This is a genomic window from Hungatella hathewayi WAL-18680, from assembly GCF_000235505.1.
Lineage (GTDB): Bacteria > Bacillota > Clostridia > Lachnospirales > Lachnospiraceae > Hungatella_A > Hungatella_A hathewayi_A.
Genome location: NZ_JH379028.1, coordinates 1,019,891 through 1,045,528, shown reverse-complemented (window position 1 = coordinate 1,045,528; position 25,638 = coordinate 1,019,891). Strand labels below are relative to the sequence as shown.

The 25,638-nt window shown below is 51.8% G+C and carries 14 protein-coding genes and 2 pseudogenes; 12 read left to right on the top strand and 4 right to left on the bottom strand.

The window, feature by feature from the left end:
* Nucleotide 1 precedes the first annotated feature (1 nt).
* Nucleotides 2-1,507 carry a sulfatase-like hydrolase/transferase gene (locus HMPREF9473_RS20440; RefSeq protein ID WP_006782117.1) on the bottom strand — a complete coding sequence of 502 codons (1,506 nt, stop codon included), beginning with the start codon at nt 1,505-1,507 and terminating at the stop codon, nt 2-4.
* 22 nt (nt 1,508-1,529) lie between these two features.
* Nucleotides 1,530-2,975 carry an arylsulfatase gene (locus HMPREF9473_RS20435; protein ID WP_006782116.1) on the bottom strand — a complete coding sequence of 482 codons (1,446 nt, stop codon included), beginning with the start codon at nt 2,973-2,975 and terminating at the stop codon, nt 1,530-1,532.
* Nucleotides 2,976-3,237: 262 nt separating this feature from the next.
* Here HMPREF9473_RS20435 and HMPREF9473_RS20430 point away from each other — a divergent pair, with 262 nt between their 5' ends.
* From HMPREF9473_RS20430 to gnpA, 4 genes and pseudogenes are all read left to right on the top strand, one after another.
* Nucleotides 3,238-4,560: an ABC transporter substrate-binding protein gene (locus tag HMPREF9473_RS20430; protein ID WP_006782115.1), complete on the top strand. Its 1,323-nt coding sequence runs from the start codon at nt 3,238-3,240 to the stop codon at nt 4,558-4,560.
* A 68-nt stretch (nt 4,561-4,628) separates the two neighbouring features.
* Nucleotides 4,629-5,522, top strand: a complete 894-nt coding sequence (locus tag HMPREF9473_RS20425) for a carbohydrate ABC transporter permease (protein WP_006782114.1) — start codon at nt 4,629-4,631, stop codon at nt 5,520-5,522.
* Nucleotides 5,523-5,584: 62 nt separating this feature from the next.
* Nucleotides 5,585-6,460 (top strand): carbohydrate ABC transporter permease, encoded by an 876-nt coding sequence (locus tag HMPREF9473_RS20420; protein WP_006782113.1) that lies wholly within the window; start codon nt 5,585-5,587, stop codon nt 6,458-6,460.
* A gap of 28 nt (nt 6,461-6,488) precedes the next feature.
* A pseudogene (gene gnpA, locus HMPREF9473_RS20415) lies at nt 6,489-8,652 on the top strand (1,3-beta-galactosyl-N-acetylhexosamine phosphorylase).
* 68 nt (nt 8,653-8,720) lie between these two features.
* Here the strand turns inward: gnpA and HMPREF9473_RS20410 are convergent.
* Nucleotides 8,721-9,485, bottom strand: a complete 765-nt coding sequence (locus HMPREF9473_RS20410) for a TraX family protein (protein ID WP_006782110.1) — start codon at nt 9,483-9,485, stop codon at nt 8,721-8,723.
* A gap of 190 nt (nt 9,486-9,675) precedes the next feature.
* On the opposite strand from HMPREF9473_RS20410, the gene HMPREF9473_RS20405 reads away from it, so the two are divergent.
* The 3 genes from HMPREF9473_RS20405 to HMPREF9473_RS20395 all read left to right on the top strand — a co-directional run bounded on the left by HMPREF9473_RS20405 (nt 9,676) and on the right by HMPREF9473_RS20395 (nt 14,566).
* Nucleotides 9,676-10,551, top strand: coding sequence for a helix-turn-helix domain-containing protein (locus HMPREF9473_RS20405; RefSeq protein WP_006782109.1), 876 nt, complete (start codon nt 9,676-9,678; stop codon nt 10,549-10,551).
* A gap of 215 nt (nt 10,552-10,766) precedes the next feature.
* Nucleotides 10,767-13,298, top strand: coding sequence for a ribonucleoside-diphosphate reductase subunit alpha (locus HMPREF9473_RS20400; protein ID WP_034859676.1), 2,532 nt, complete (start codon nt 10,767-10,769; stop codon nt 13,296-13,298).
* Between the two features lie 224 nt (nt 13,299-13,522).
* On the top strand, nt 13,523-14,566 hold the full coding sequence (locus HMPREF9473_RS20395) for a ribonucleotide-diphosphate reductase subunit beta (RefSeq protein WP_006782107.1): 1,044 nt from the start codon (nt 13,523-13,525) through the stop codon (nt 14,564-14,566).
* A gap of 141 nt (nt 14,567-14,707) precedes the next feature.
* On the opposite strand, the gene HMPREF9473_RS20390 is transcribed toward HMPREF9473_RS20395, so the two are convergent.
* Entirely contained in the window at nt 14,708-15,724 is a 1,017-nt protein-coding gene (locus HMPREF9473_RS20390) for a threonine aldolase family protein (RefSeq protein ID WP_006782106.1), read from the bottom strand.
* A 222-nt stretch (nt 15,725-15,946) separates the two neighbouring features.
* Here HMPREF9473_RS20390 and HMPREF9473_RS20385 point away from each other — a divergent pair, with 222 nt between their 5' ends.
* The 5 genes and pseudogenes from HMPREF9473_RS20385 (at nt 15,947) to HMPREF9473_RS20365 (ending at nt 25,612) form a co-directional block, all read left to right on the top strand.
* A complete protein-coding gene (locus tag HMPREF9473_RS20385; RefSeq protein ID WP_006782105.1) occupies nt 15,947-18,538 on the top strand; it encodes an EAL domain-containing protein in 2,592 nt (863 codons plus the stop codon).
* Between the two features lie 31 nt (nt 18,539-18,569).
* A pseudogene (locus HMPREF9473_RS20380) lies at nt 18,570-20,969 on the top strand (response regulator); the annotation flags it as partial.
* Nucleotides 20,970-20,971: 2 nt separating this feature from the next.
* Nucleotides 20,972-21,340 carry an Hpt domain-containing protein gene (locus HMPREF9473_RS20375; protein WP_006782103.1) on the top strand — a complete coding sequence of 123 codons (369 nt, stop codon included), beginning with the start codon at nt 20,972-20,974 and terminating at the stop codon, nt 21,338-21,340.
* Nucleotides 21,341-21,344: 4 nt separating this feature from the next.
* Nucleotides 21,345-22,619 (top strand): extracellular solute-binding protein, encoded by a 1,275-nt coding sequence (locus tag HMPREF9473_RS20370; protein WP_034859675.1) that lies wholly within the window; start codon nt 21,345-21,347, stop codon nt 22,617-22,619.
* A gap of 5 nt (nt 22,620-22,624) precedes the next feature.
* Nucleotides 22,625-25,612, top strand: coding sequence for an ATP-binding protein (locus HMPREF9473_RS20365; protein WP_006782101.1), 2,988 nt, complete (start codon nt 22,625-22,627; stop codon nt 25,610-25,612).
* Nucleotides 25,613-25,638 lie beyond the last annotated feature (26 nt).

The following is a 25,638-nucleotide window of genomic DNA, read 5'->3' as shown; positions in this document are numbered from 1 at the left end:
TCTAAATCTTTGGATTTCTGGATACCTTTTTCCGGACCGCTTCTGTCATGGGAAGGCCGGTATCGTAATCCAGCTGTCTCGGCTCATACTCTTCATTTTCCCGCTGTCTGGTGTAGCCGTCGTTGGCCCAGGACGGAGTTTTGTCCCTGCGCCAGTTCCGGCAGGCCCACTGGTAGCCCCGGTATAGGTCTCTGGTCCGGTTCATCTGCTCCAGAATGCTGTCGTGCAGGGAGTTGCGGATTTCGGAATACTCCTCCTCGTCAATCCGGTTGCAGATTTCATAGGGGTCCGTTTCCATATCATAGAACTCATCGCTGTCCAGCAGATGAAGCACCAGCTTGTACCGCTCGGTGATGGCGGCCCGCATCATCTGTAATCCGCCGAAGCCGTCGTGATCGGCTTCATACCGGGTAAATTCGGTGTAGACCACATCGTTGATGCGGATGTCTGTGTTGTGGATTTGTGGCAGCATGCTTTTTCCCTCCAGCATGTTCGGGATGGGAAGACCCATGTAGTCCATGATGGTGGGAACTAAATCGATGTGGGAGGCCGGGTAATTCACCACCTTGCCGGCTTCCCCGCCCTTGATAATCAGCGGGATGTTGGCGACCTCCTTGTAACAGGCGGCATTTTTGGCGGTCAGCTGGTGATTGCCCAGCATGTCTCCGTGGTCGGAGGTGAAGATGACCATGGCGTCCGGCGCCGTCTCCCGGATTTTGTCCAGAACCTTCCCGATTTCGTAGTCCACAAAGCTGTTGCATCCCAAAAACAGGGCCAGCTTGCTGGAAGGACGGTTCAATTCCTCCTTGGTTTTGTGGAGGTTTTCTCCTGCCCACAGCTGCTGCATGAGAGGTTTCCGGCTTAAATCGTCCTCGTAGTTGGGATTGTCCCCAAAGCGGAAGCCCTCATACATGGTATTGTAAGGGGCAGGGCAGAGGGAGGGGCCGTGGGGCTCATCGTAGGAGACCGCCAGGAAATAATCTTCGTCCTTATAGTTTTCCAAAAAGTCCAGCGCCCGCAGGGAGCAGCGGTGGGCGTATGTAAATGCTTCCGTCATATCTTCTTCATAGGAAGTGGAGGATTTCCTGGATTTTAACCGTTCCTCCTCCGTCAGCTCTTCCAGATAACGGCGCATGTCGTACCAGTATGCTTCATCCCAGCCTTCGGGGCAGACGCCGTTGCCGAAATAGTCGCCGCCGTCCAAATGCCATTTGCCGATATAGCCGCAGTGGATGCCGTTGTCGGTGAGCCGCTGGCCTACGGTCTTGATATTGTCTCCCATAGCCACACAGTTGGTCACCTCCCCGTTGGTGTGGGGGAAGGTTCCGGTGAAGATGGCGGAGCGGGCCGGACCGCAGACGGGCTGGCAGGTATAGGCATTCTCATAGCGGATGCCCTCGGTGGCCAGACGGTCTAAATTGGGGGTAATCATGCTGGGATTACCGTAGCAGCCCAGCATGTCTTTTCGCGTTGTATCTGTCATAATGAGGATGATTTGTTTTTTCATAATATTCTCCAGATTTTTGTTGTTATGAGAGGACTGGCGGATAGGGGCGTCCGGGTACCAGGTGCCCGTTTTCCACAAAGCCTTCCGGGCGGTTTTCTAAGGATTCGATCAGGCAGCTCCTCAGTTCCCGGATCCGCTCCTGGCAGGAAGCATTTCCAATCAGGTCCGTGAGCTCGTGGGGGTCTGTCTCCAGGTGGAAGTACTGCTCCTGCCCGCTCTGTGAGTGCCAAATGTATTTGTCCGTTCCGGTGACAATCCAGTGGTTGGAATATTCGTCAAAGGAATGCTCCCCGTGAAGCCAGGGGCGCACAGGCAGTGTGGGATTCTCAAGCAGAGGAAGGAGTGATTTTCCGTCCACGGTATCCGGTATGGGCGCGCCTGCCGCATCGAGGAGGGTGGGCATGATATCCCGAAGCTCCACAACGCTGTCGCATCTGGCGGAAGTTTTCAGCTTCGGAAGCACCTGTCTGCCTCCGGTGATGATGAGGGGAACGTGGCAGCTTCCCTCATAGGGTCTGGCCTTGCGGAACATATGGTGGTCACACAGTTCTTCCCCGTGGTCGGCGGTAAAGAGGATGATGGAGTTGTCGTAAACTCCCTGCTCCTTCAGCGCCAGAATCAGCCGCCCTATCTGGTGGTCCAGATGGGTGATGCACGCGTAGTAGCCCACTTGGGCCTGCCGGATCAGCTCCGGGTCGATGGGGCCGGTCTTGGAATCATAGATCCGCCCGTCCCTCTGCAGCAGCTCGTCGGTCTCCCAGGTGCCCACATAGGGGGCCCGCAGGGGTTTATCCCGGTATAAGTCGAAGTAATGGGAAGGAGCGTCAAAGGGCGGATGGGGGCGAAGATAGGAAGCCATCAGGAAAAATGGCTTTCCCGGGTCGCGCCGTCTCAAAAAGTCGATGCTTCTCTCGGTCACCCAGTTGGTGGGGTGATATTTCTCCTCATGCATCCAGGGCCTTGCCACAAAGCTGTTGCATTCAATCCCGGTGTCCGTCACGTCGGCGGAGATTCCCAGTTCATTTTTCAGCCAGTAGAAATAATCGTCGGCCACCAGCTGGGATTCCTGATAGGGAATACTGGCCCGCCTGGAATATCCCAGATATCCGTCATGAAGTTCCACGTTGTGAAACCCCAGATAGTTTCTTAGAGGATGGACATGCATCTTGCCGACGCACTGGGTGTAGTAACCTGCCTGGGCCAGTTCCCCGGCCAGGGTGTGCTCATACTCCCAGGGAATGCCATCCTGATAGCCGACACGGCCGTGGTGGCTCTGCTCCATCCCCGTGTGGAGGGCGGCTCTGGCGGCGATACAGCTGGGACAGGCGCTGTATGTATGGTCAAACGATACGCCGGCAGCGGCCAGCGTGTCGAGATAGGGCGTTTTCACGTCGGGGTGACCGGCGTATCCAAGACAGTCCCACCGAAGCTGGTCAGTCATAAGAAGAATAATATTCGGACGGCTCATAATGATACTCCTTTGTTTTTTTATCATCATAGTATAATAAATTTTAAAAATCAAGCATTTTATAAAAAAATATAGTGCAAACTGTTGGTAAAAAACCTACTAAAAAGAATTTTTATTATGTATATGCAACAAAAAATAGCAAGAATTATAAAAAACAGACCAATATAGTGATAGCTATTGGTGGCCTGGTCAGTATATAATTTAGGTATGGATTTCAGATATGCAAAATTGGGCATCGCCCGACAAAAAGGAGGATTTATTTATGAAGAAAAAAACATTAAGTGTTCTGCTGGCAGCGGCTATGACCACAGGTCTTTTAGCAGGATGTGGCAGCGGCGACAAAGCGGCAGAGACAACCGCGCCGGCAGCGACTACCAAGGCTGAGAGCGGCGAGACAACCGCTGAGACTGCTGCACCAGAGGGCGGCAAAAAGTACGACGGTGTGGAGCTTACATATTGGTCCATGTGGACCAGTCAGGAACCTCAGGGGCAGGCGCTTATGCAGGCGGCTGAGGCTTTCGAGGCTGAGACCGGCGCCAAGGTTAAGTTCGAGTGGAAAGGCCGTGAGACCAAGAACATCCTTTCTTCCGCACTGGAAGCTCAGGAAAAATTCGATATGTTTGAGGATGATTACACCAGAATCTCCAAGAACTATGTGAACTATGTAGCTGATTTGACAGCTATGGCTGAGGAAGCCGGATACGCTGACAAGAGTTATTCCGTATTCAACAATCAGGCAACTGAGTGGGCTGGATTCCTCCCATGTGTGACCGAGCAGCCATCCGTAGGCGGTGTGTTCTATAATAAGGATATATTTGATGACTGTGGCATCACAGCTCCAAAGACATGGGCTGAGTTCATGACAGCATGCCAGACCATGAAAGACAAAGGCTATCAGCCTCTGGCTCTGGACAGCACCTATGCACCATTCCTGTTTGGCTATCATCTGTCAAGACACATTGGACAGGCAGCTGTGGAAGAACTGGCTACTAACGGTGGATGGAGCAGCAATCCGGGCGTTGCAAAAGCAGGCCAGGAGATGATTGATTTCGTAAAGGCCGGCTACCTTGCAGATGGCGCTCCTGATGAGTATCCTGCAAGCCAGAATAAGATTGGTCTGACAGGTAAAGTTGGTATGGTAGTATGTGCAAACTATATCACTTCAGAAGTAAATACCAATACTGGTTCAGAGATAAACTGGGGTCTGTTCGCTTACCCAGCAGTGGATGGCGGCGTTGATAATTCCAGTACCTTCGCAGGTGCAAACTCTATCGGTATCACCAAATACAGCGAGAATCAGCAGGCTGCTTTTGACTTCGCTTTATATCTGACAAGCGGCAAACAGGGTCAGAACTTTGCTGATCTGTCCCTTTCAATCCCGGCAGATCCAAGCAACACAGCACCGGCTGTTCAGAACGGTACGACAGAAGTACTGGTTAACACCACAGCTCCTCTTTCCTGGAACATGGGTCTGAATGCAAATGCAGATAAGATTTCCGTTATTCAGGAAGTAATTGTGAAACTGTACGAAGGAAGCTATGCAACAGGCGACGATTTTGCAAAGGCTCTGGACGCTTTATATTAAAGAATGCTGGAAAACCGGAGGTGGCGCTTTATGCGTCACCTCATTTGGTCAGAAAGGTGACATAGGAAATGAAAAAAAACAAATTGTTTATCGTTGGTTTTATCACACCTTGTATACTTGCTTTGTTTGTCATGTATCTATACCCGGTTGTCAGAACCGTAATCATGAGTTTTTTTAAGATTGAAAGCGTGACTTCCAGTGTATCGGACTGGAGCTTTAACGGTCTGGCTAATTACGCAAAGGTATTTTCCAGTCCCACCTTCCAGAGAGCAGCGTCAAACATCCTGATTATCTGGGTACTGGGCGGTATTATTATCCTCAGTTTTGCACTGCTGTTTTCTGTTATCATTACCAGTGGAATCCGGTTTAAGAAATTTTTCCGGGCAGCAATTTACCTTCCCAACATCATCAGCGCCGTGGCTCTTGCCACGATGTGGATTCAGTACATCTACAACCAGGATTACGGTCTTATCAACCAGATTTTGAGGACCATGGGTCTGGAAGGAAAGAACTGGCTGGGAACTGATATGAAGTTCTGGGCCATGCTGGCGGCTTTCACGTTTGGTGCGGTCGGTTACTATATGTTGATTTTCATCAACGGCATCGAGCAGATTCCCGCAGATATCTATGAGGCGGCCACGATTGACGGGGCAAACAAGGTTCAGCAGTTCGGCAGAATTACTATGCCTCTGCTCCGCGGCATTTTTAAGACAAACATCACGTTCTGGAGTGTAAACTGTGTTACCTTTTACCTGTGGTCCAAGATGTTTTCACCGGTCAGCACGGAGGCTTCTACGATTACACCGGTGGTATATCTGTATGACACGGTATTTGGTACGGTCGGCAATGTTCAGAGAGACGCGGGCGCCGGTGCTGCCATCGGCGTTGTGATGGCAATCTTTATCGGAATTGTCTATTTCTTGATGAACAAGCTGCTCAAGGACGATGATTTGGAATATTAATGTGTGAGTGACGTGGCACAAGAAAGATACTTATCTGACATGTCCACAGAATGGAGTGAAAAATGAGTAAAAGAAACAAAGAGAACGTGTTTAGAGGCAAGGTGAACTGGAGAAAAGAGCTGACCCTTCTTCCGGGATATCTCATTTTGACCATTTGGGTTGCTTTTACGGCGGCCTTCCTTATCTGGATTCTGGGCGCCAGCCTTTCTACCTCCAGAGAAATTTTCACCGGCACAGTATTTAAGTTTGAATCAGGAATCCACCTTGAGAACTACGTAAGCGCCTGGAAGGGCAACAACGTTTCCATCTATTTTGCAAACTCGCTGCTGTATGCCGTATCTTCCTGTTTCGTGGTAATCCTGATTTCGGCGCCGGCGGCCTATGTGCTGTCCCGCTTTACCTTCCTTGGCAATAAGGGAGTTAAGACAGGATTAATCCTGGCCATGAGTATACCGGAAGTTATGATTATCATGCCGATTTATTCTCTGACAGCCCAGTACCACATCAGAGGAAGAATCTTGCTGATTATTCTTTATATCCTGTTACGTGTGCCGTTTACCACCACTTACCTGCTGAACTTCTTTGCCAGTCTGTCAAAGAGTTATGAGGAAGCGGCGGCTATCGACGGCTGTACGCCTTCGAAGGCTTTCTGGAAGATTATGTTCCCGCTGATTCAGCCGGCGGTTGTTACGGTAACTATTTTCAATTTTATGAGCGTTTGGAATGAGTTCTTTATGGCTCTCATTTTTGCAACGTCCACGGAGACCACTCCTGTCGGCGTAGGACTGCTCCAAATCGTAAATGCAATGAAGTACACTGGAGATTATGGCGGATTGTTTGCGGCAGTCATTATCGTATTCCTGCCCACTTTCCTGTTGTTTATCCTGCTCTCTGAGAAGATTATATCCGGTGTTACCGGCGGCGGGGTAAAAGGCTAAAAAATATTGACAGCAAAGGAGAACGATGATGAAAACGGATTTTAGTGGAAGAGTGACTATCCCCACGGATGTGGATGTAGTTCCGGAAACCCTTGAACTATTAAAACGATGGGGGGCCGACGCGATCCGGGACTGTGATGGCACCAATTATCCGGAAGAATTAAAAAATGTAAATGCCAAGGTTTATTCGACTTATTATACCACCAGGAAGGACAATGCCTGGGCGAAGGCGAATCCTGACGAGATTCAGCAGATGTACATCATGACGCCATTCTATACGGCGGTAAAGAGCGAGCTTTCCATCCATCTGATGAATCATTTACATACGGATTTGCTGAAAGTAAATGACAGGGATGATATCAAGCGGTGGTGGGAAGTCATAGACAGAACCACCGGCCAGCCGGTTCCCGTATCCTCCTGGGAATATGACAGCCAGACTGGGGATGTGATCATTCACGAGGCGGACGGGTTCCATGAGTATACGGTCAGCTTCCTGGCCTATATCATGTGGGACCCAGTACATATGTACAATGCGGTCACCAACGGCTGGACGAATTTTGAGAAGCAGATTACCTTTGATGTGCGTCAGCCGAAGACCCACAAGTTTTCCATGGACAGACTGAGGAAATATTTTGAGGACAATCCTCATGTGGATGTGATCCGCTACACCACGTTCTTCCACCAGTTTACGCTGATATTTGATGAACTGGCGAGGGAGAAATATGTGGACTGGTACGGATACTCGGCATCGGTAAGTCCCTACATTCTGGAGCAGTTTGAGAAAGAGGTGGGGTATCCGTTCCGCCCTGAGTATATTATCGACCAGGGGTACATGAACAATACCTACCGGATTCCGTCGAAGGAGTTCCTGGACTTCCAGGCGTTTCAGAGACGCGAGGTGGCAAAGCTGGCGAAGGAAATGGTAGACATTACCCATGAATATGGCAAAGAGGCCATGATGTTCCTGGGAGACCACTGGATTGGGACGGAGCCTTTCATGGACGAGTTCAAGACCATTGGACTGGACGCCGTGGTGGGCAGTGTTGGAAACGGCTGTACGCTGCGCTTGATCAGTGATATTGAAGGAGTGAACTACACGGAAGGTCGTCTTCTTCCCTATTTCTTCCCGGATACCTTCCGGGAGGGCGGGGACCCGGTGAAGCTGGCAAAGATTAACTGGGTGACGGCCAGAAGAGCAATCCTTCGAAAACCCATTGACCGGATTGGTTATGGCGGTTATCTGAAGCTGGCGTTACAGTTCCCTGAGTTTATTGACTATGTGGAGGACGTATGCAACGAATTCCGCACCCTGTATGACAATATAAAGGGCACGACTCCGTACTGCATCAAGACGGTGGCCGTACTGAACTGCTGGGGCAAGGCACGGGCCTGGGGGAAATCACATGGTTCACCATGCCATCTACCACAAGCAGAACTATTCCTATGCGGGAATTATCGAGGCTTTGAGCGGCGCGCCGTTTGATGTGAAGTTTATCAGCTTTGACGATATCCGGAATAATCCGGAGATGTTAAAGGATATCGACGTGATTCTCAATGTGGGTGATGCGGATACGGCTTACACCGGCGGAGATAACTGGTGTGACGAGACCGTTGTTGCCGCGATTCGAAAATTTATCTACAACGGCGGCGGATTTATCGGTGTCGGGGAACCGGCGGCTCATCAGCACGAGGGGCATTTCTTCCAGCTGGCTGCGGCCATGGGGGTGGAGAAGGAGACCGGCTTTACCCTCAATGTGGATAAATATAATTGGGAGCAGCATGACCACTTTATCAAAGAGGACTGCACCGGAGAGATTGACTTTGGCGAGGGGAAGAAGAACATCTATGCTCTTGACGGAGCTCAGATTCTGGTGGAGAGAGAAAAAGAAGTGCAGATGGCGGTCAATGAGTTCGGAGAGGGACGGTGTGTTTACATCAGTGGACTGCCGTACAGCTTTGAAAACAGCCGGATTCTGTACCGCTCGATTATCTGGTCCTCCCATGACGAGGAGAATCTTTACCGCTGGTTCAGTTCCAACTTTAACGTGGAGGTTCATGCCTACGTGAAGAATGGAAAATACTGTGTGGTGAATAATACCTATGAGCCACAGCATACCACGATTTACAAAGGGGACGGGTCCAGCTTTGAGCTTGACTTGAAGGCTAATGAGATTGTGTGGTATGAGATATAAAGAGTTATAAAAGAGATATAATATAGAAATCCACCAGTCCTTTATGGGCCGGTGGATTTTTTTGTGCGCTATTTACCGCCGATTAGAACTCCTATGTTGCCGTGGATGGCAATACGCAGGAGGCCGCAGAGAACGAGGTGCAGCGGATAGTAGAGGTAGAAGAACCACTTCATGCTTTTGGACTTGCCGCGGGTGCCGTTGTATTGGCGAAGCAGAGGGATGGCGAGGGCGACAGTCATCTGAAGGAGTCCATATACCGGGTTGATGAAGAGGATATAGATGGCGGCGTACATGGCCACACAGCCAAGCATGTGTGTCATCTGTTTCCGGAAATCACCCCGGTATTGTCCGTTATACACAATGATGAGAACGGCGATGCAGCTCCAGTCGGAGCAGAAGGTGATGACGCAGATAATGGCGAGCGCCAGGGATTTCATCCAGGGCTTCAGCCAGGGACGCTCGCACTGAAACATGGCCAGAGCCACCAGTCCCCAGGCCAGTGACCAGATGATGCTGGTTTGATTGAAGATGGTGGTCTGAAACGGAATAAAGGGAATGCCAAATGCAAAATTGTAGGCAAAATGGGAAATGACGGCAAAGAGGAACAGCCGTGAGGCATAATGCTTTACATTGTGCGTGTAGTGATATCCCTCCGCGATAAAGAAGCACATGATTGGCATCGTCAGCCGGCCGATGGTATGCAGAAGGAGGATGCCCGGATTCAGCGGATATCCCGGGAAAATGACGGAGGTCAGATGGTCGATGGTCATGGCAATGATGGCAATGAGTTTTAACTGGTTGGAGTTTAACCCTTTTGATATGGTTTCGTTCATGAGTATGGTTTTCGCCTTTCTATGGATGGGTTCATTGTACCACCGGGGACGGTGTGGGCGCAAGGGAAAATAATCCAGTTGGATGGAAGGGCGGGGATGTGGTAGAATGGGGGAAATGCGGGATGGCAAGAATCGTCGAGAGATTTTGGACGGAAAAGGGTATGATGGATGATGTCAGGAGGTGATGGAGATGGAGGAGCGGGTTTTGGCGGTGCAGAGGATGCAGGATTATATTGACGGGCATCTGAGCGAGGAGATTACGCTGGCGGATTTGGCTCGGGCGTCGTTTTATTCGCCGTGGTATTCTTACCGGCTGTTTAAGCAGTGGGTGGGGATGACGCCGGCGGATTATATCAGGAGGCTGCGGCTCTCCAAATCGGCGCTCCGGCTGAGGGATTTTGACTGCAGGATTGTCGATGTGGCCTTTGAGCTGGGATTTGGGAGTGTGGACGGGTACCAGCGGGCTTTTTACAGGGAGTTTGGCTGTAATCCCAGGGAGTACGCGTCAAATCCGGTGCCGCTTTATCTCTTTACCCCCTATGGCGTGAAATTCAGGGAAATCAGGAAGGAGTCTAAGACGATGGGAAATGTGAACAATGTGTTTGTACAGGTGATTCAGAAACCGGCGCGGAAGGTGATTGTGAAACGGGGCGTGAACGCGACGGAGTATTTTGGGTATTGTGAGGAGGTTGGATGTGATGTGTGGGGACTGCTCACCAGCATGAAGTCCATCAGCGGGGAGCCTGTGTGTCTGTGGCTGCCGGAGCGTTACCGGAAGGCAGGGACCTCGGAGTATGTGCAGGGGGTGGAAGTTTCCGCGGATTATGACGGGGCGGTGCCGGAGGGATTTGACGTGATCGAGCTGCCGGCGGCGGAGTATCTGATGTTTCAGGGGGAACCATTTGAGGAGGAGGATTACTGCCAGGCCATTGATGCGGTGCAGGAGGCGGTGAAGAAGTACCAGCCGTCGGTGATTGGGTATCAGTGGGATGAAGAGAATCCGCGGGTTCAGCTGGAGCCGGTTGGGACGAGAGGATATATTGAGATGGTGGCGGTGAAGAGGTAAATTTGCAAAAGAGATAAAACAGCGAAGGAGATGGCGTGGCAGGCCATCTCTTTTGTGGTTTTATGGAAAATATATGGAGGAATATTTTTGAGGGGGGGGATAGGATATTTTGTATATTGGTTATTGAAAGATTCTATATCTTGTGGTATCATTTTATGGTAATAATAACTAATATTAATATAGCGATAAATATGGACAGGGAAGCAGGTAGGAGAATGGAAATCAGGAAGAGAAACGGACAGCCGGAGATTTATGACGGAAGGAAGATTAAGGAGGCGGTGAGACGGGCATTTGACAGTGTGAACCAGTTTCCGGCGGAAGGTGTTCTGGAGCAGATTACCGGGAGCGTGGAGGCCCATGTGAGGGAGCTGGAGGCCCAGGGCGAGACGGTGATGGTGGAGCAGATTCAGGATATGGCGGAGCGGGCCATGATGGAGGCCGGCTGCTATGACGCGCTGAAGAGTTTTATTCTGTACCGCAATGAGCGGAGCCGGGAGAGGAAGGTCCGGAGGGAACTGGCTGGGTATTTTGAGGATGTGCCGGAGCTTTTGGGGGTGCTGAAGGAGATTCAGAAGGACTACCGGGAGGAGGCTTACAGGCTGGAGCAGTTACTGATGAAGTTTCAGTCATTTTATAAAGAGGGGGCCGGGGCGGAGGAAGCGCTGGGGTCTTTGATTCAGGCTGCGGTGGAATTGACCACCATGGAGGCGCCCAACTGGGAGTTTGTGGCGTCGAGACTGTTGATGCTGCGGTTTGAGCGGGCGATGGCGGTGGAGATGGCACAGCTGGAGATTGGAGATTTTTATGAGAAGGTGAAGTACCTGACGGGGGAGGGGCTTTACGGGGGATATATTCTGGAGCATTACGGCAGGGAGGAGATTCTGCGGTATGCGGAGTTTATGAAGGCGGAGAGGAATCAGCTGTTTACGTATTCGGGGCTGGATTTGCTGCTTTCGCGGTATGTGATTCGGAGCCGGAAGAATGTGGCGCTTGAGACGCCCCAGGAGATGTTTCTGGGGATTGCGATGCATCTGGCGATGGAGGAGAAGAATGACAGGGACGGCTGGGTGAAGCGGTTCTATGATATGCTGAGCACGCTGAAGGTGACGATGGCGACGCCGACGCTTTCTAATGCGAGGAAGCCTTATCACCAGCTGTCTTCCTGTTTTATTGATACGGTTCCGGACAGTCTGGACGGGATTTACCGGAGTATTGACAGTTTCGCCAAGGTGAGCAAGTTTGGGGGCGGAATGGGGCTTTATTTTGGAAAGGTGCGGGCTGCCGGGAGTGCGATTCGCGGGTTTAAGGGGGCCGCGGGTGGCGTGATTCGGTGGATTAAGCTGGCGAATGATACGGCGGTGGCTGTGGACCAGTTAGGGGTCAGACAGGGGGCTGTGGCGGTGTATCTGGATGCGTGGCATCGGGATTTGCCGGAGTTTTTGGCGCTGCGGACCAATAATGGGGATGACAGGATGAAGGCCCATGATGTGTTTCCGGCGGTGTGTTATCCGGATTTGTTTTGGAGGATGGCAAAGGAGAACCTGGAGGGGGACTGGTATTTGATGTGTCCTCATGAGATTTTGACGGTGAAGGGGTATGCGCTGGAGGACTGTTATGGGAAGGAATGGGAGAAGAAGTATTGGGAGTGTGTGGAGGATTTCCGGATTCATAAGAGGGTGATTCCGGTGAAGGAATTGGTGCGGCTGATACTTAAGAGCGCGGTGGAGACTGGGACGCCGTTTACGTTTAACAGGGATTTGGTGAATGAGATGAATCCTAATGGGCATAAGGGGATGATTTATTGCAGTAATCTGTGTACGGAGATTGCGCAGAATATGAGTGCGGTGGAATCGGTGGAACAGCGGATCGAAACGGTGAATGGGGAGACGGTGGTTGTTACGGTGACGAAGCCGGGGGATTTTGTGGTTTGTAATCTGGCGAGTCTGTCGCTGGGGAAGATTGATGTGACGGATGAGAGGGAGATTCGGGAGTTGACGAGGAGCGCGATGAGGGCGCTGGATAATGTGATTGATTTGAATTTCTTTCCGGTGCCGTATGCGAAGATTAATAATTTGAGGTATCGGCCGGTGGGACTTGGGGTTAGTGGGTACCATCATATGCTGGCGAAGAATGGGGTGGCTTGGGAATCGGAGGAGCATTTGGAGTTTGCGGATAAGGTGTTTGAGTGGATTAATTATGCGGCGATTGAGGCTAGTTGTGAGAATGCGGGGGAGAAGGGGAAGTATGAGTATTTTGAGGGGAGTGATTGGGAGACTGGGGAGTATTTTGAGAAGAGGGGGTATGTATCAGCGGAGTGGGTGGAACTTAAAAAGAGAGTGGCGCGTGAGGGGATGCGGAATGGGTATTTGATGGCGGTGGCGCCGACTAGTAGTACTAGTATGATTGCGGGGACTACGGCGGGGTTGGATCCGATTATGAATCGGTATTTTTTGGAGGAGAAGAAGAATGGGTTGATGCCTCGGGTGGCGCCGGATTTGAATCCGGGGACGTTTTGGAGGTATAAGAATGCGCATTTGATTGAGCAGATGTGGTCGGTTCGGGCTGGGGGAGTGAGACAGAGACATGTGGATCAGGCGCAGAGTATGAATTTGTATATTACGAATGAGTATACGTTGAGACAGGTGTTGAATTTGTATGTGATGGCTTGGGAGTGTGGGGTGAAGACGATATATTATGTGAGGTCGAAGAGTTTGGAGGTGGAGGAGTGTGAGAGCTGCTCTAGTTGAGAAAAGTAGTGAGGGGGTGGCGAGGGGACGCCGCGCGCAGGCAAGTGTCCGCCTCAGGGCGCGCTCCCGCTCGACATAACACGTAGCGGTACTAGGGCTTCAAAGGACGAAGCCCAAGGACCGACGTTTTTATACGGCCCTGATTCGGCCACTTGCCTGCACACGGCTGGGAGTTGGCATTATTAAGAAAAAGAAAAATAAAATAAAAGATTAGGAGAGTTGGGATGGAGAGTTTGAGGAAGAAGCCTTTGTTTAATCCGTTGGGGGATATTGATGTGAGGAAGAGGCGGATGATTAATGGGAATACTACGAATTTGAATGATTTTAATAATATGAAGTATGGGTGGGTTAGTGAGTGGTATCGGCAGGCTATGAATAATTTTTGGGTGCCGGAGGAGATTAACTTGGGGGCGGATAAGAAGGATTATCCGATGTTGAGTGAGGCGGAGAGACGGGCTTATGATAAGATTTTGTCGTTTTTGGTGTTTTTGGATAGTATTCAGACGGCGAATTTGCCGGCGATTGGGGAGTATGTGACGGCGAATGAGATTAATCTTTGTTTGTCGATTCAGACGTTTCAGGAGGCGGTGCATAGTCAGAGTTATAGTTATATGCTGGATACGATTTGTGAGCCGCAGACACGGAATGAGGTGCTGTATCAGTGGAAGAGTGATGAGCATCTGTTGGCCAGGAATACGTTTATTGGGGAGCTTTATAATGAGTTCCAGAAGGATAAGGGGCCGGTGACGTTTATGAAGACGGTGGTGGCGAATTATATTCTGGAAGGGATTTATTTTTATAGCGGGTTTATGTTTTTTTATAATTTGGGGAGAAATCATAAGATGCCGGGGTCGGCTCAGGAGATTCGGTATATTAATAGGGATGAGAATACGCATTTGTGGCTTTTTAGGAGCATAATTAAGGAACTGGAGAAGGAGGAGCCGGAACTGTTTACGGAGGAACTGGTGGATGTGTACCGGGGGATGATTAAGGAGGGGTGCGAACAGGAGATTGCATGGGGACATTATGCGATAGGCGATGGCGTGCCGGGACTTACCAGGGAGATGATTACGGATTATATTCAGTATCTGGGGAATTTGAGATGTACCAGCTTGGGATTTGGGGCGATTTATGAGGGGCATGAGAAGGAACCGGAAAGCATGTCCTGGGTGAGCCAGTATAGTAATGCGAATATGATTAAGACCGACTTCTTTGAGGCGCGGAGTACGGCTTATGCGAAGAGCAGTGCGTTGGTGGATGATTTATAAAATTGGGAATGCATTCCTGAAAATTGGCGAAAATAAAAGAAATACGGAATGTATTCCTTAAAATTATTATGAGAGAAGAGTGTTGGAACAACGGGTTAGGTTGTTTTTAACACTCTTCTTTTTTGGTTCATTTGATTTCGGTTAGTCTAAGGCTTTTATGAAGGCTTCTACGCTCTCAGGGGTGGTGGCCCAGGAGGTGACTAGGCGGATGACGGTGTGGGTGGCGTCGGGTTTGCTGTCGATGTTGAAGGTGAAAGTTTTGGACAGCTGCTCTACCAGGGGATCCGGGAGGATGGGGAAGAGCTGGTTGGTGGTGGAGTTGGACGCAAATGTATAGCCGTGGTCGATCAGGGCTTTTCTTAGGCGGGAGGTCATCTCGTTGGCATGGGCGGCGGTTTCGAAGAATAAGTTATTCTGGAAGAGTTCTTCGAACTGGATGCCTAAGAGCCAGCCTTTGGCGAGCATGGCGCCGCGCTGTTTTATCATGAAGCGGAAGTCGGGTTTTAAGGCCTCCGCGCAGATGATGAGGGCTTCGCCGAAGAGGGCCGCGTTTTTTGTGCCGCCGATGTAGAAGACGTCCACCAGGCTGGCGATGTCGGCCAGGGTTAAATCGTTGACTTCACTGGTGAGAGCGGAACCCATGCGGGCGCCATCCATGAACAGATAGAGCTGGTTCTGGCGGCAGATGTGGTGCAGGGCTTCCAACTCGGCTTTGGTGTACTGGGTGCCTGTCTCGGTGGAGTTGGAAATGTAGACCAGTTTAGGCTGGACCATATGCTCGTCGGTGTGGGCATCCAGGGCCTTTTGAACGAGGGCCGGGCTCAGCTTGCCGTCGGGAGATTCCATGGCCAGAACTTTGTGGCCGGTGGCCTCGATGGCGCCGGTCTCATGGACATTGATATGGCCGGTGTGGGTGGAAATGACGGCCTGGTAAGGGCGCAGGGCCGCGGAGATAACCAGCAGGTTAGTCTGGGTTCCACCTACCAGAAAATGGACGTCCACGTCATCGCGTCCGATTTCTTTTTTGATAAGCTCGGCCGCGTGGATACAGTGGGTATCCAGGCCGTAGCCGGTCTGCTGGTTTAAGTTTTCTTTCATCATGGCTTCCAAGATTTTTGGATGTGCGCCTTCGCTGTAATCGTTAGTAAAACTGTACATATGTGAATCCTCCCTGTTATTGTAATCTAAGGGTTATCATAGCGGAAATGAGGGGAAAATGCAAGATACGTTTTGACACGGCTTTTTGGTCACTTATCATTGAGCGCTGTCGAATTTTGTGATATACTTTATAATTAGGTAATTAGAGTCGGCTTAGGGGAAAGCGGACTTCTTGTTGTATCGGGATTTCATAGCAAATGATAATTAAAAGGAGATAGAGGCATGCTGGCTCATAAAGTAATCTTGGTTGTGGAGGATAACGAAATTAATCGTACATTGCTGGTCACACTCCTGTCTGAGGAATACCGGGTTCTGGAAGCGGAAAACGGTCAGGCAGCGCTCGATGTTCTGAAAGAACACGGGGAGGAGATTGCGCTGATTCTGCTGGATATTACGATGCCGGTGATGGATGGGTACACGTTTCTTTCCATTATCAGGGAGGAGCCGGCATTTTCGGCAATTCCGGTTATCGTCACCACCCAGAGTGACAGTGAGGAGGACGAAGTATCGGCCCTCTCCCACGGAGCCACTGATTTTGTGGCGAAGCCTTATAAACCGCAGATTATTCTGCACCGGGTAGCCAGCATCATCCGTCTGAGAGAGACGGCTGCCATGATTAACCAGTTCCAGTATGACAGACTGACCGGAGTGTACAGCCGTGAGTTTTTCTATCAGCGTGTCAGAGAGAGTCTCCAGCAGGCTCCCCGTAAGACCTATGATATTATCTGCTCCAACATAGAGAATTTCAAACTGCTCAATGATGTGTTTGGCACGGTGGTGGGCGACCAGCTTCTGTGCGGGATTGCGGATTTGTACCGGGAGTTTGTAGGGAACCACGGGATTGTGGGCCGGCTCAACGCGGACCAGTTTGTCTGCCTGTTGGAGGGGGGCCGGACCTATGCGGATGAGATGTTTATCCGGGCCGGCGAGGCGGTGAATGCTCTGCCTAACGGTAAAAATGTGGTGATGAAATGGGGCATTTACTCCATCACGGACTATGATACCTCGGTAGAGCAGATGTGTGACAGGGCCCTTCTGGCGGCCCGCAGTATCAAGGGACAGTACGGAAAATATTTTGCGGCCTACGATGACAAGCTGCGGGGAGAACTGCTCCGGCGGCAGGCCATTCTGGACTGCATGGAGACGGCGCTGGCGGAGGAGCAGTTTTTTGTCTGCCTCCAGCCCAAGTACCGGGTGATAGACAGCGCCCTGGCCGGAGCCGAGTCTCTGGTGCGCTGGAGACATCCGGAGTGGGGGATTCAGTCGCCGGCAGAGTTTATTCCCATCTTTGAGCAGAATGGGTTTATCACGAAGCTGGACCAGTTTGTGTGGGAGAAGACCTGCTACTATTTAAGGCAGTGGGAGGATATGGGATATCCGGTGATTCCGGTGTCGGTCAACGTTTCCAGAGCGGATATTTACAATACCGATATCGCCGATATTCTGATGGATATTTTAAAGAAATACAGACTGTCGCCGGAGCGGCTTCATCTGGAGATTACGGAGAGCGCCTACACGGAGAATCCCAACCAGATTATCGAGACGGTGAGCAGACTGAGAGGTTTGGGATTTATCATTGAGATGGATGATTTCGGGACGGGTTACTCGTCCTTAAATATGCTGAACCGGATGCCGATTGACATCCTGAAGCTGGATATGAAATTTATCCAGGGGGAGGCGAAGAGGACGGCGAAGCACGGTATCCTGCGCTTCATCATGGACCTGGCCCGGTGGATGGGGCTGAGCGTGGTGGCGGAGGGCGTGGAGACCAAGGAGCAGCTGGACCAGTTGATGGACATCGGCTGTGACTACGCCCAGGGTTATTATTTTTCCAAACCGGTTACCTGCGATGTGTTTGAGCATCTGCTGAAAGAAGAGAAAATCGTGGGGATAACGGAGCTGAAGAACAGGAAGCCCCAGGAGAACCAGAGTCTTCTGGCGGCGGATGAGAATGCGGCATACAGAAAGCAGATTCGCGAGACCTTTGACGGTGTGTTTGAGGTGCTGGAGGCTGAGGATGCCGATGCGGTGCAGCGGGTTGTCTCCGAGATGGGGGATGATTTGGCCGCGGTGATTTTGAGCGCCACCCTGCCGGGCGTGGAGCGTCTGGGAGAGCCGGCGGAGCCCGGAAGAGAGAAGGTGGGCTGGAAGGTGCCGATTATCGTGACGGGAGCCCAGGATTCCGGTCTGGAGGAGAAGGCGCTGGCGCTTGGTGCGGCGGACTTTGCGGGCAAGCCGCATTCCCAGAAAAGCCTGTTCCAGCGGGTTTTGCGGGCTATCAAGCTGACGACGTTCCAGAAGCAGGAACAGCTGTTGGAGCGGGAAGCATTTCGGGACCATATGACGGATACCCTGAACCGGAGGGGCTGGGATATGGCGGTCAGCACTCTTCGGAGAGAGGATTTGCCCTATGCCCTGTATCTGTTCGATTTGGATAATCTGAAGCAGATTAACGATACGTTTGGACATATGGAGGGAGACCGTCTCATCGAGGGCTTCAGCCAGATTCTGCGGACTCACACCAGGGACAGCGATATCATTTCCCGCTACGGAGGGGATGAGTTTGTGGTCATCATGAAACAGATGGGTTCCGAGGAGGTGGCGCTGCGAAAGGGCGAGGAAATCTGCCGGGCATTTAAGGAGGCTGTGTTCTCCAACGGAACCAGAGGCCGTGTCTCCGTGGGAGTCACCATTACCAGAGGAAAAGAGCCCATGGAGGAAGTATTTAAACGGGTGGATGAGGCCATGTATCAGGCGAAATCCAGCCACCGGGGCCATGCGTTTTGCGGGGGGACAGACAGTGATGGGGAATGATAAGACTGCGATTACGCACCAGAGACAGGGGCTGTTTGAGCAGGAACTCAGCTACTTTGCGGAGCTTTCCTCCGAGGAAGGCAGTGTACAGGGGACGTTAAATATCACGAAGAACCGGCTGGAGAGCTATCTGCCGGTCACGGACGTTGTGACAGCCCGCGTGGGAGATACCTACGTGCAGGCCATCCAGAATTTCGCAGATTCCGCAGTGGATACCATGGTTGGAGAGGAAATCCGCCTTGCCCTGGCCAGGGAGAAGGTTCTGGCAGATTACGGGCGCGGAAAAACGGATTACCAGTGCGTGTTTTTGAGGAGACGCGGCGGAGGCGGGTGCTTCTGGGGCAATACCAGGATGCGCACCTATTTGAATCCGGACAGCGGGGATATTGTGGCATTTTTTTACACGACGGACGTGACGGAGCAGAAGCTTCGGGAGCAGCTGCTCCACCAGATTGCCCGTCTGGATTATGAAATGCTGACGGAAGTGGATATTTATCACGATACATACCGGGTGATATCCCTGGAACATGAAAAAGAAATGACAGTCAGGCAGAAAGGAAATTTCCAGAAGGCGGCCCGGGAATTGGCGGAGCGCTATGTGGAGGAAGAGGTCCGGAAGGAATATCTTGAGAAGCTGGACTATACGTATATAAAGGAGCAGTTGGAGAAAGCGCCGGTCTACTCGTTTGTGGTGGAGGAACACGACAGCCAGGGGGAGCGGAGAGTGAAACGGCTTCAGCTGTTTTATGTGGAAAAGGCTATGGGGATTGTCTGCATTGCCCGAAGCGATGTGACGGACGTGGTGAGGAAGGAGCAGAGACAGAAGGAGGAGTTGGCATCCGCCCTGGTGGCGGCGAAACAGGCCAGCGCCGCGAAGTCGGATTTCCTCTCCCGCATGAGCCATGAAATCCGCACGCCGATGAATGCCATCATCGGGATGAGCACCATCGCGGCCCAGTCTCTGGGTGACGATGAGCAGGTGGCGGACTGCATTGCAAAAATCGGCATTTCGTCCCGGTTCCTGCTGTCGCTCATCAATGACATTCTGGATATGAGCCGGATTGAGAGCGGGAAAATGCTGTTAAAGAACGAGAAAATCCCGTTCGGGGAGTTCCTGTGCGGCATCAACGCCATCTGTTATGCCCAGGCGGAGGCCAAGGGTGTGGATTATGAGTGCATTATAGCGCCGGTGGTCGATGATTATTACATCGGGGATGCCATGAAGCTGCAGCAGGTGTTAATCAATATCCTGAGCAACGCCATCAAGTTTACCGGCGAGAGCGGGAAGGTGACTTTCTCGGTGGAACAGCGGAAGCGGACTAAAAATGACGCCATGCTGCGGTTTGTGGTCAATGACACCGGCGTGGGCATGAGCGAGGATTTTCTGCCCCATATCTTCGAGCCGTTCTCCCAGGAATCCACCGGAACCACGGCTCTGTACGGAGGAACCGGCCTGGGGCTGGCCATATCCAAGAGCATTGTGGATTTGATGGACGGACGGATTGTGGTGCATTCCATCAAGGGAATCGGTACGGAATTTACGGTGGACGTCAAGCTGGGGATTGCGGAGGAAGAGAAGCTGCGCCATCGCCAGAAAAAACAGAATTACAATTTTTCCCATCTGAAGACCCTGGTGGTGGACGACGATGTGGCTGTCTGCGAGAGCGCTATGCTGACCCTGCGGGAAATCGGCATTGAGGCGGAGTGGGTGGACAGCGGGCGCAAGGCCATCGAGCGGGTCAGCGTCCTGTTGCAGGATGGAAAGTATTTTGATTTGATTCTTATCGACTGGAAAATGCCGGAGATGGACGGGATCGAGACGGCGCGGCGCATCCGCAAGGCGGTGGGGCCTGACGTCACCATCATTATCATGACGGCTTACGACTGGGCGTCCATCGAGCATGAGGCGAAGTTAGCAGGCGTCAACCTGCTGATGAGCAAGCCCATGTTTAAATCGGCCCTGATATCCGCATTTTCCAAAGCGCTTGGCGAGAAAGAGGAGCAGGCGCAGCAGCCGGAAGTGATGGATTACGACTTTTCCGGCAAACGGGTGCTTCTGGCGGAGGACAATGCCCTCAACACGGAAGTGGCCGTGATGCTGCTTAAGAATAAGGGATTTGCGGTGGAGACCGCGGAGAACGGCCTGCGGGCCATGGAGATGTTCAGCAAGTCGGAAAAGGGATATTATGACGCGATTCTGATGGATATCCGGATGCCGCTGATGGATGGTCTGACGGCCGCCACCAGTATCCGCCATCTCAGCAATGAGGACGCGGCGGAGATACCGATTGTGGCTATGACGGCCAACGCGTTTGACAGCGATGTGGAGAAGAGCAAGGCGGCGGGGATGAATGTTCATCTGGCGAAACCGATTGATCCGGAGCAGATGTACCGGACACTTTATGATTTGATTTATCGAAGGGAGGATTAGAGATGGGGAATTTTAAGAGTGTATTTGAAGCCTACGGCGGTGATTATGATGTGACCATGTCCCGGTTTATGGGGAAGGAAACACTGTACATGAAGATACTGGGTATGATGTTCCAGGATGAGAATTTAAAAAAGCTGGGAACAGCCATAGAGGAAAATGACCTGGACGCAGCCTTTGAGGCGGCCCACACATTGAAGGGCGTTGCCGGAAATCTCGGACTAACGCCTTTTTACGACTCTGTGTGCCGGATTGTGGAGCCAATCCGCAACCGGGAAGAGCGGGAGGATTACACCCAGATGTATCAGGAGATTCAGGATGAATTTTCGAGGGTTGATGAGCTGTGGAAGGAGCTGTCGGCGCTTGGAAACTGACCGTATGATGAGAATGAGTAAAAGATTGGCGGCGGTCATGCTGGCGGCGGTGCTTGTTCCCGCGCTGGCGGCTGGCTGTGGCAGCAGAAACCAGGTTGTAAACTATGAGGTGGACAGCCGGGAGCAGGAGAAAATTACGGTTTTTGGCAACAAGTATGAGCCGGAAAATGTGAAGGTCATCGAGGAGATTATCTCGTCATTTATGGAGGAAAATCCGGATATCTGTGTCAGCTATGAGAGCGTCAAGGGAAATGAATACTATGAGGCGCTCAGAAAACGCATGGCCTCCGGCAACGGGGACGATGTGTTTATGGTCAATCACGACGTGCTTCTGGAGCTGGAGCAGCAGGGGCAGGTGGCGAATCTGGCCGGGCTTTCCACCATAGAGAACTATACGGACCGGATGCGAAGCCAAATGGAGGAGAATGGAAATATCTACTGGGTTCCCACAACGGTCTCCGCGTTTGGACTTTACTGCAATCTGGATTTGCTTAAAAAGCATAAGCAGGAGGTTCCTGGAAATTTAAGGGAATGGGAGCAGACCTGTGATTATTTTCTGGACCAGGGTATCACACCGGTGATTGCCAATAATGATATCTCCCTGAAAACGCTGGCTATCGGCCGGGGATTTTTTGAGGTGTATCAGGAGGGGCGGCAGGCGGAGGTGTTTGCCAGGCTGAATGACGGGGAAGCCAGGCTGAGTGAGTATCTGGGGGATGGCTTTGCGGTGGTGAAGCGGTTGATTGACAACGGGTATGTCGACGCGGAGAAGACACTGAATACCAAGAAGACATCGGATGACCTGGAGGAATTTGTCAAAGGGGAATCCCCGTTTATGCTGACCGGGGCCTGGGCGGCGGGACGCGTGGAGAAGATGAATCCCGGCTTTTCCTTTGAGGTGGCGCCACTGCCAGTGCTGGAGGATGGCTCGCTGCTGGTGATCAATGCGGACACGCGTCTGAGCGTGAACAAGAACAGCCGTCATTTGGAGGCGGCCTTGAGATTTGTGGAGTATTTTACCCAGGCAGACAATATTCGGATATTTGCGGACCAGCAGTCATCGTTCAGCCCACTGGAGGCGGGGAGTCCGTCTTCCGTGAAGGAGATACAGCCGTTAGTGAAGGATTATCAGGCGGGACGGACCGTGATTGGGACAGATGGAATGTTGAATCTGCCCATTTGGAGTGTGACGGAGGAGGTGTCAAAGCGGCTGTTGTCAGGGGAAGACCTGGAAGCTGCTATGGCGTGGATGGACGAGCAGGACCATGAAGGAGACTGAACCGGATGAATCAAAACAGTAAGATAACAAAAACGAAAATCGTTTTGGCGGCTGTTGTTATTGGGACAGCTCTCATTTTGATAACGAGTCTGTTTGTCAACGGGGTGAGCGGGCAGCTGTGGCAGCAGTCCATCACTACGATTATGGAAAGCACCCAGCAGGGGTGTAATACTCTGCGGGTTCAGCTTCAGGAGGAGTTTGAAAGGCTGGAAAACGTGGCGGAGCGTCTGGGGAAAATAGTGCCTGGGGATGAGGAGGCACTGGACATATTTTTGCAAAATTACAGCCAGACGGACAGCGGCGTCAGCTATTTTACGGATGAGGGGATGACTTTTCCGGCGGGTGTACCGGTCGATGAAAACGTGATGAAGCAGCTGGAGGAACGAGGGCTGGAGCATGGGATTGTCGACCCGCACATCAGCAGTGTGACAGGTGTCAATGTGTTTCATCTATTTGTACGGGTGACGATGCAGGATGGCACGGCGGGTTATCTGTTAAAGGAATATGAAGTGGGAAAGATTGTGGACAGTTTCAGTCTCTCCTTTTATCAGGACAGCGGTTTTTCCTATGTTGTCGATGGGGATGGGAATGTGTTGATTCGTCCCACCCATCCAAAGAGCAATAAAACGACGCAGAATCTGTTTGATATGCTTCAGGTGCCGGAAAATCAGCCGGATGCGCTGGAGCAGTTCGCGGGGGCTTTGAAGGAGAACAAAACCGGATGGGCGTCATTTTCCTACCAGGGGGAGGACACGGTGTTCTGCTATATTCCTCTGGAACTGGGGTCTGACTGGTATCTGGTTTCCATCATACCGAGGGCGGTTGTCCGGGCCCAGACCAATGAGATTATTCTGCGGACTTTGATTTTAATTGTGGGGATTATCGGCGGAATCGCCATTCTGGTGGCGCTGAATTACCGCTATGTGAGTTGGACGAACCGGAAGCTGAAGAGCCAGGCGGGGTATATTGAGCATCTGTACAATGCGGTTCCGGAGGGCATTGCCCTGATATCGCTGGAACAGCCGTACCGGATTTTACAGTTGAATCAGGAGGGAATGCGGCTGCTGGGGTATCCGGAGGATGCTTTCGATGAGGTGCCGAAGAACCAGCTGCTGCGGGAAGTCATCTATGAAGAGGATTATGAGAAACTGATTGAGTCCTTTGAGGATACGGTGGAGCATGAGAGAAAGAATATCATTGAACACCGTACCTTGAAAAGGGACGGCAGCTTTTTCTGGGTGGCCGGGCTGGTGGAGAAGACGCTGGACGATGACGGCAATAGCATCCTCATCACCACGTTTCATGACATCACCAGTGAGAAGCTGGCGGAGGAAGAGGCGGAGCGGGAGAAACTGCAGGAGCGGATGATGCTGGTGGGGGCGATTTCCAACATTTACCCCATCATTATCAGTCTGAATCTGACCCAGGATACCTGTAAATTTATCTATACCGGCGAGGGACTTTTGGTAAATCTGAAGGAGACATCCTCGTACCGGGAGTTGTACGAGAGTTTTATACCAAGCGTGCATGCGGACAATCTGGAAGAGTTTGAGCGGCGTTTCCAGCCGGATAATCTGCGGCGCAGCCTGTGCAGGGAGCGCAGTGAGGTGTTTCTGGAGTCCAGGCATTTGCTGAAGGACGGGGAGTATCACTGGACTTCCGTGCAGATTATCTATGTGGAAAATCCGTATTCGGAGGACAGTCTGGCGATTCTGATGGCCCGCCTGATTGACGAGCAACGCCATGAGGAGGAGCAGCAGAGACAGATGCTCCAGAGCGCCCTTGACAATGCCAACGCGGCCAACCAGGCGAAGAGCCGGTTCCTGTCCAATATGAGCCACGATATCCGCACGCCGATGAATGCGATTATCGGGATGACGGCCATCGCGTCAGGCCATCTGGATGACAGAAACCGGGTGGGAGAGTGTCTGAAAAATATCAATCTTTCCAGCCAGCATCTTTTGAGTTTGATAAATGATGTGCTGGATATGTCTAAAATCGAGAGTGGCAAGATGACGCTTCGGGAGGAAGCATTTCACCTGGAACAGCTGATCTCCGACGTCGTGGATTTGATGCGTCCGGAAGCGGAGCAGGGGGAGATTGACATGCAGGCCCACATGGACGTGAGGGAGGAGCTGGTGATTGGGGATGCGCTGCGGCTGCGGCAGGTGTGCATCAACATTCTGAGCAACGCGGTGAAATACACGCCGGCCGGAGGAACAGTCCGGGTGGAGGTGACCCAGGAGCCAGGCGGCGGCAGGGGATACCAGAATTACAGGTTCTGCTGTCGTGACAATGGAGTTGGAATGTCGGCTGAATTTCTGGAGAAGCTGTTCCAGCCTTTTGAGCGGGTGCAGGATTCCACCAACAGCAGGATAACCGGGACGGGGCTCGGCATGGCGATTACGAAGAATATGGTGGATTTGATGAATGGCGATATTCATGTGGAAAGCGCGCCTGGGAAGGGGTCTACGTTCGTGGTTACGATTCCGCTTCGGTGTGTTTCTGATGAGGTATCGGCTGAGGACGGAGGCGGCGGTTATTCCGGAGCAATCGGGGCGGCGGTAGCAATGTCTGGGACGAACCGGGAGACAGCGGTTGAGGATTTCACGGGCAGACGTATCCTTCTGGCGGAGGACAATGAGATGAACCGGGTGATTATGCGGACCCTTCTGGAGGAGAAGGGGATTGCGGTGGAGGAAGCTTGCGACGGCGTGGAAGCGGTGCGGATGGTTTCTGAATCGGAGCCTGGTTATTATGATTTGGTTTTTATGGATATTCAAATGCCGAAGATGGATGGATATGAGGCGGCAAGGGCGATTCGCGGGCTTGACAGGAGTGATGCGGCGGTGCTGCCGGTCATTGCCATGACGGCCAATGCCTTCGACGAGGATGTGCGGTCGGCGCTCCGGGCAGGGATGAATGCCCATTTTGCTAAGCCGATTGATGTGGAGGAGTTGAGGCAGCTGCTCCAGGCGTATCTGGGGTTTTAGGATTGATGTGATAGTAAAGGATAGAT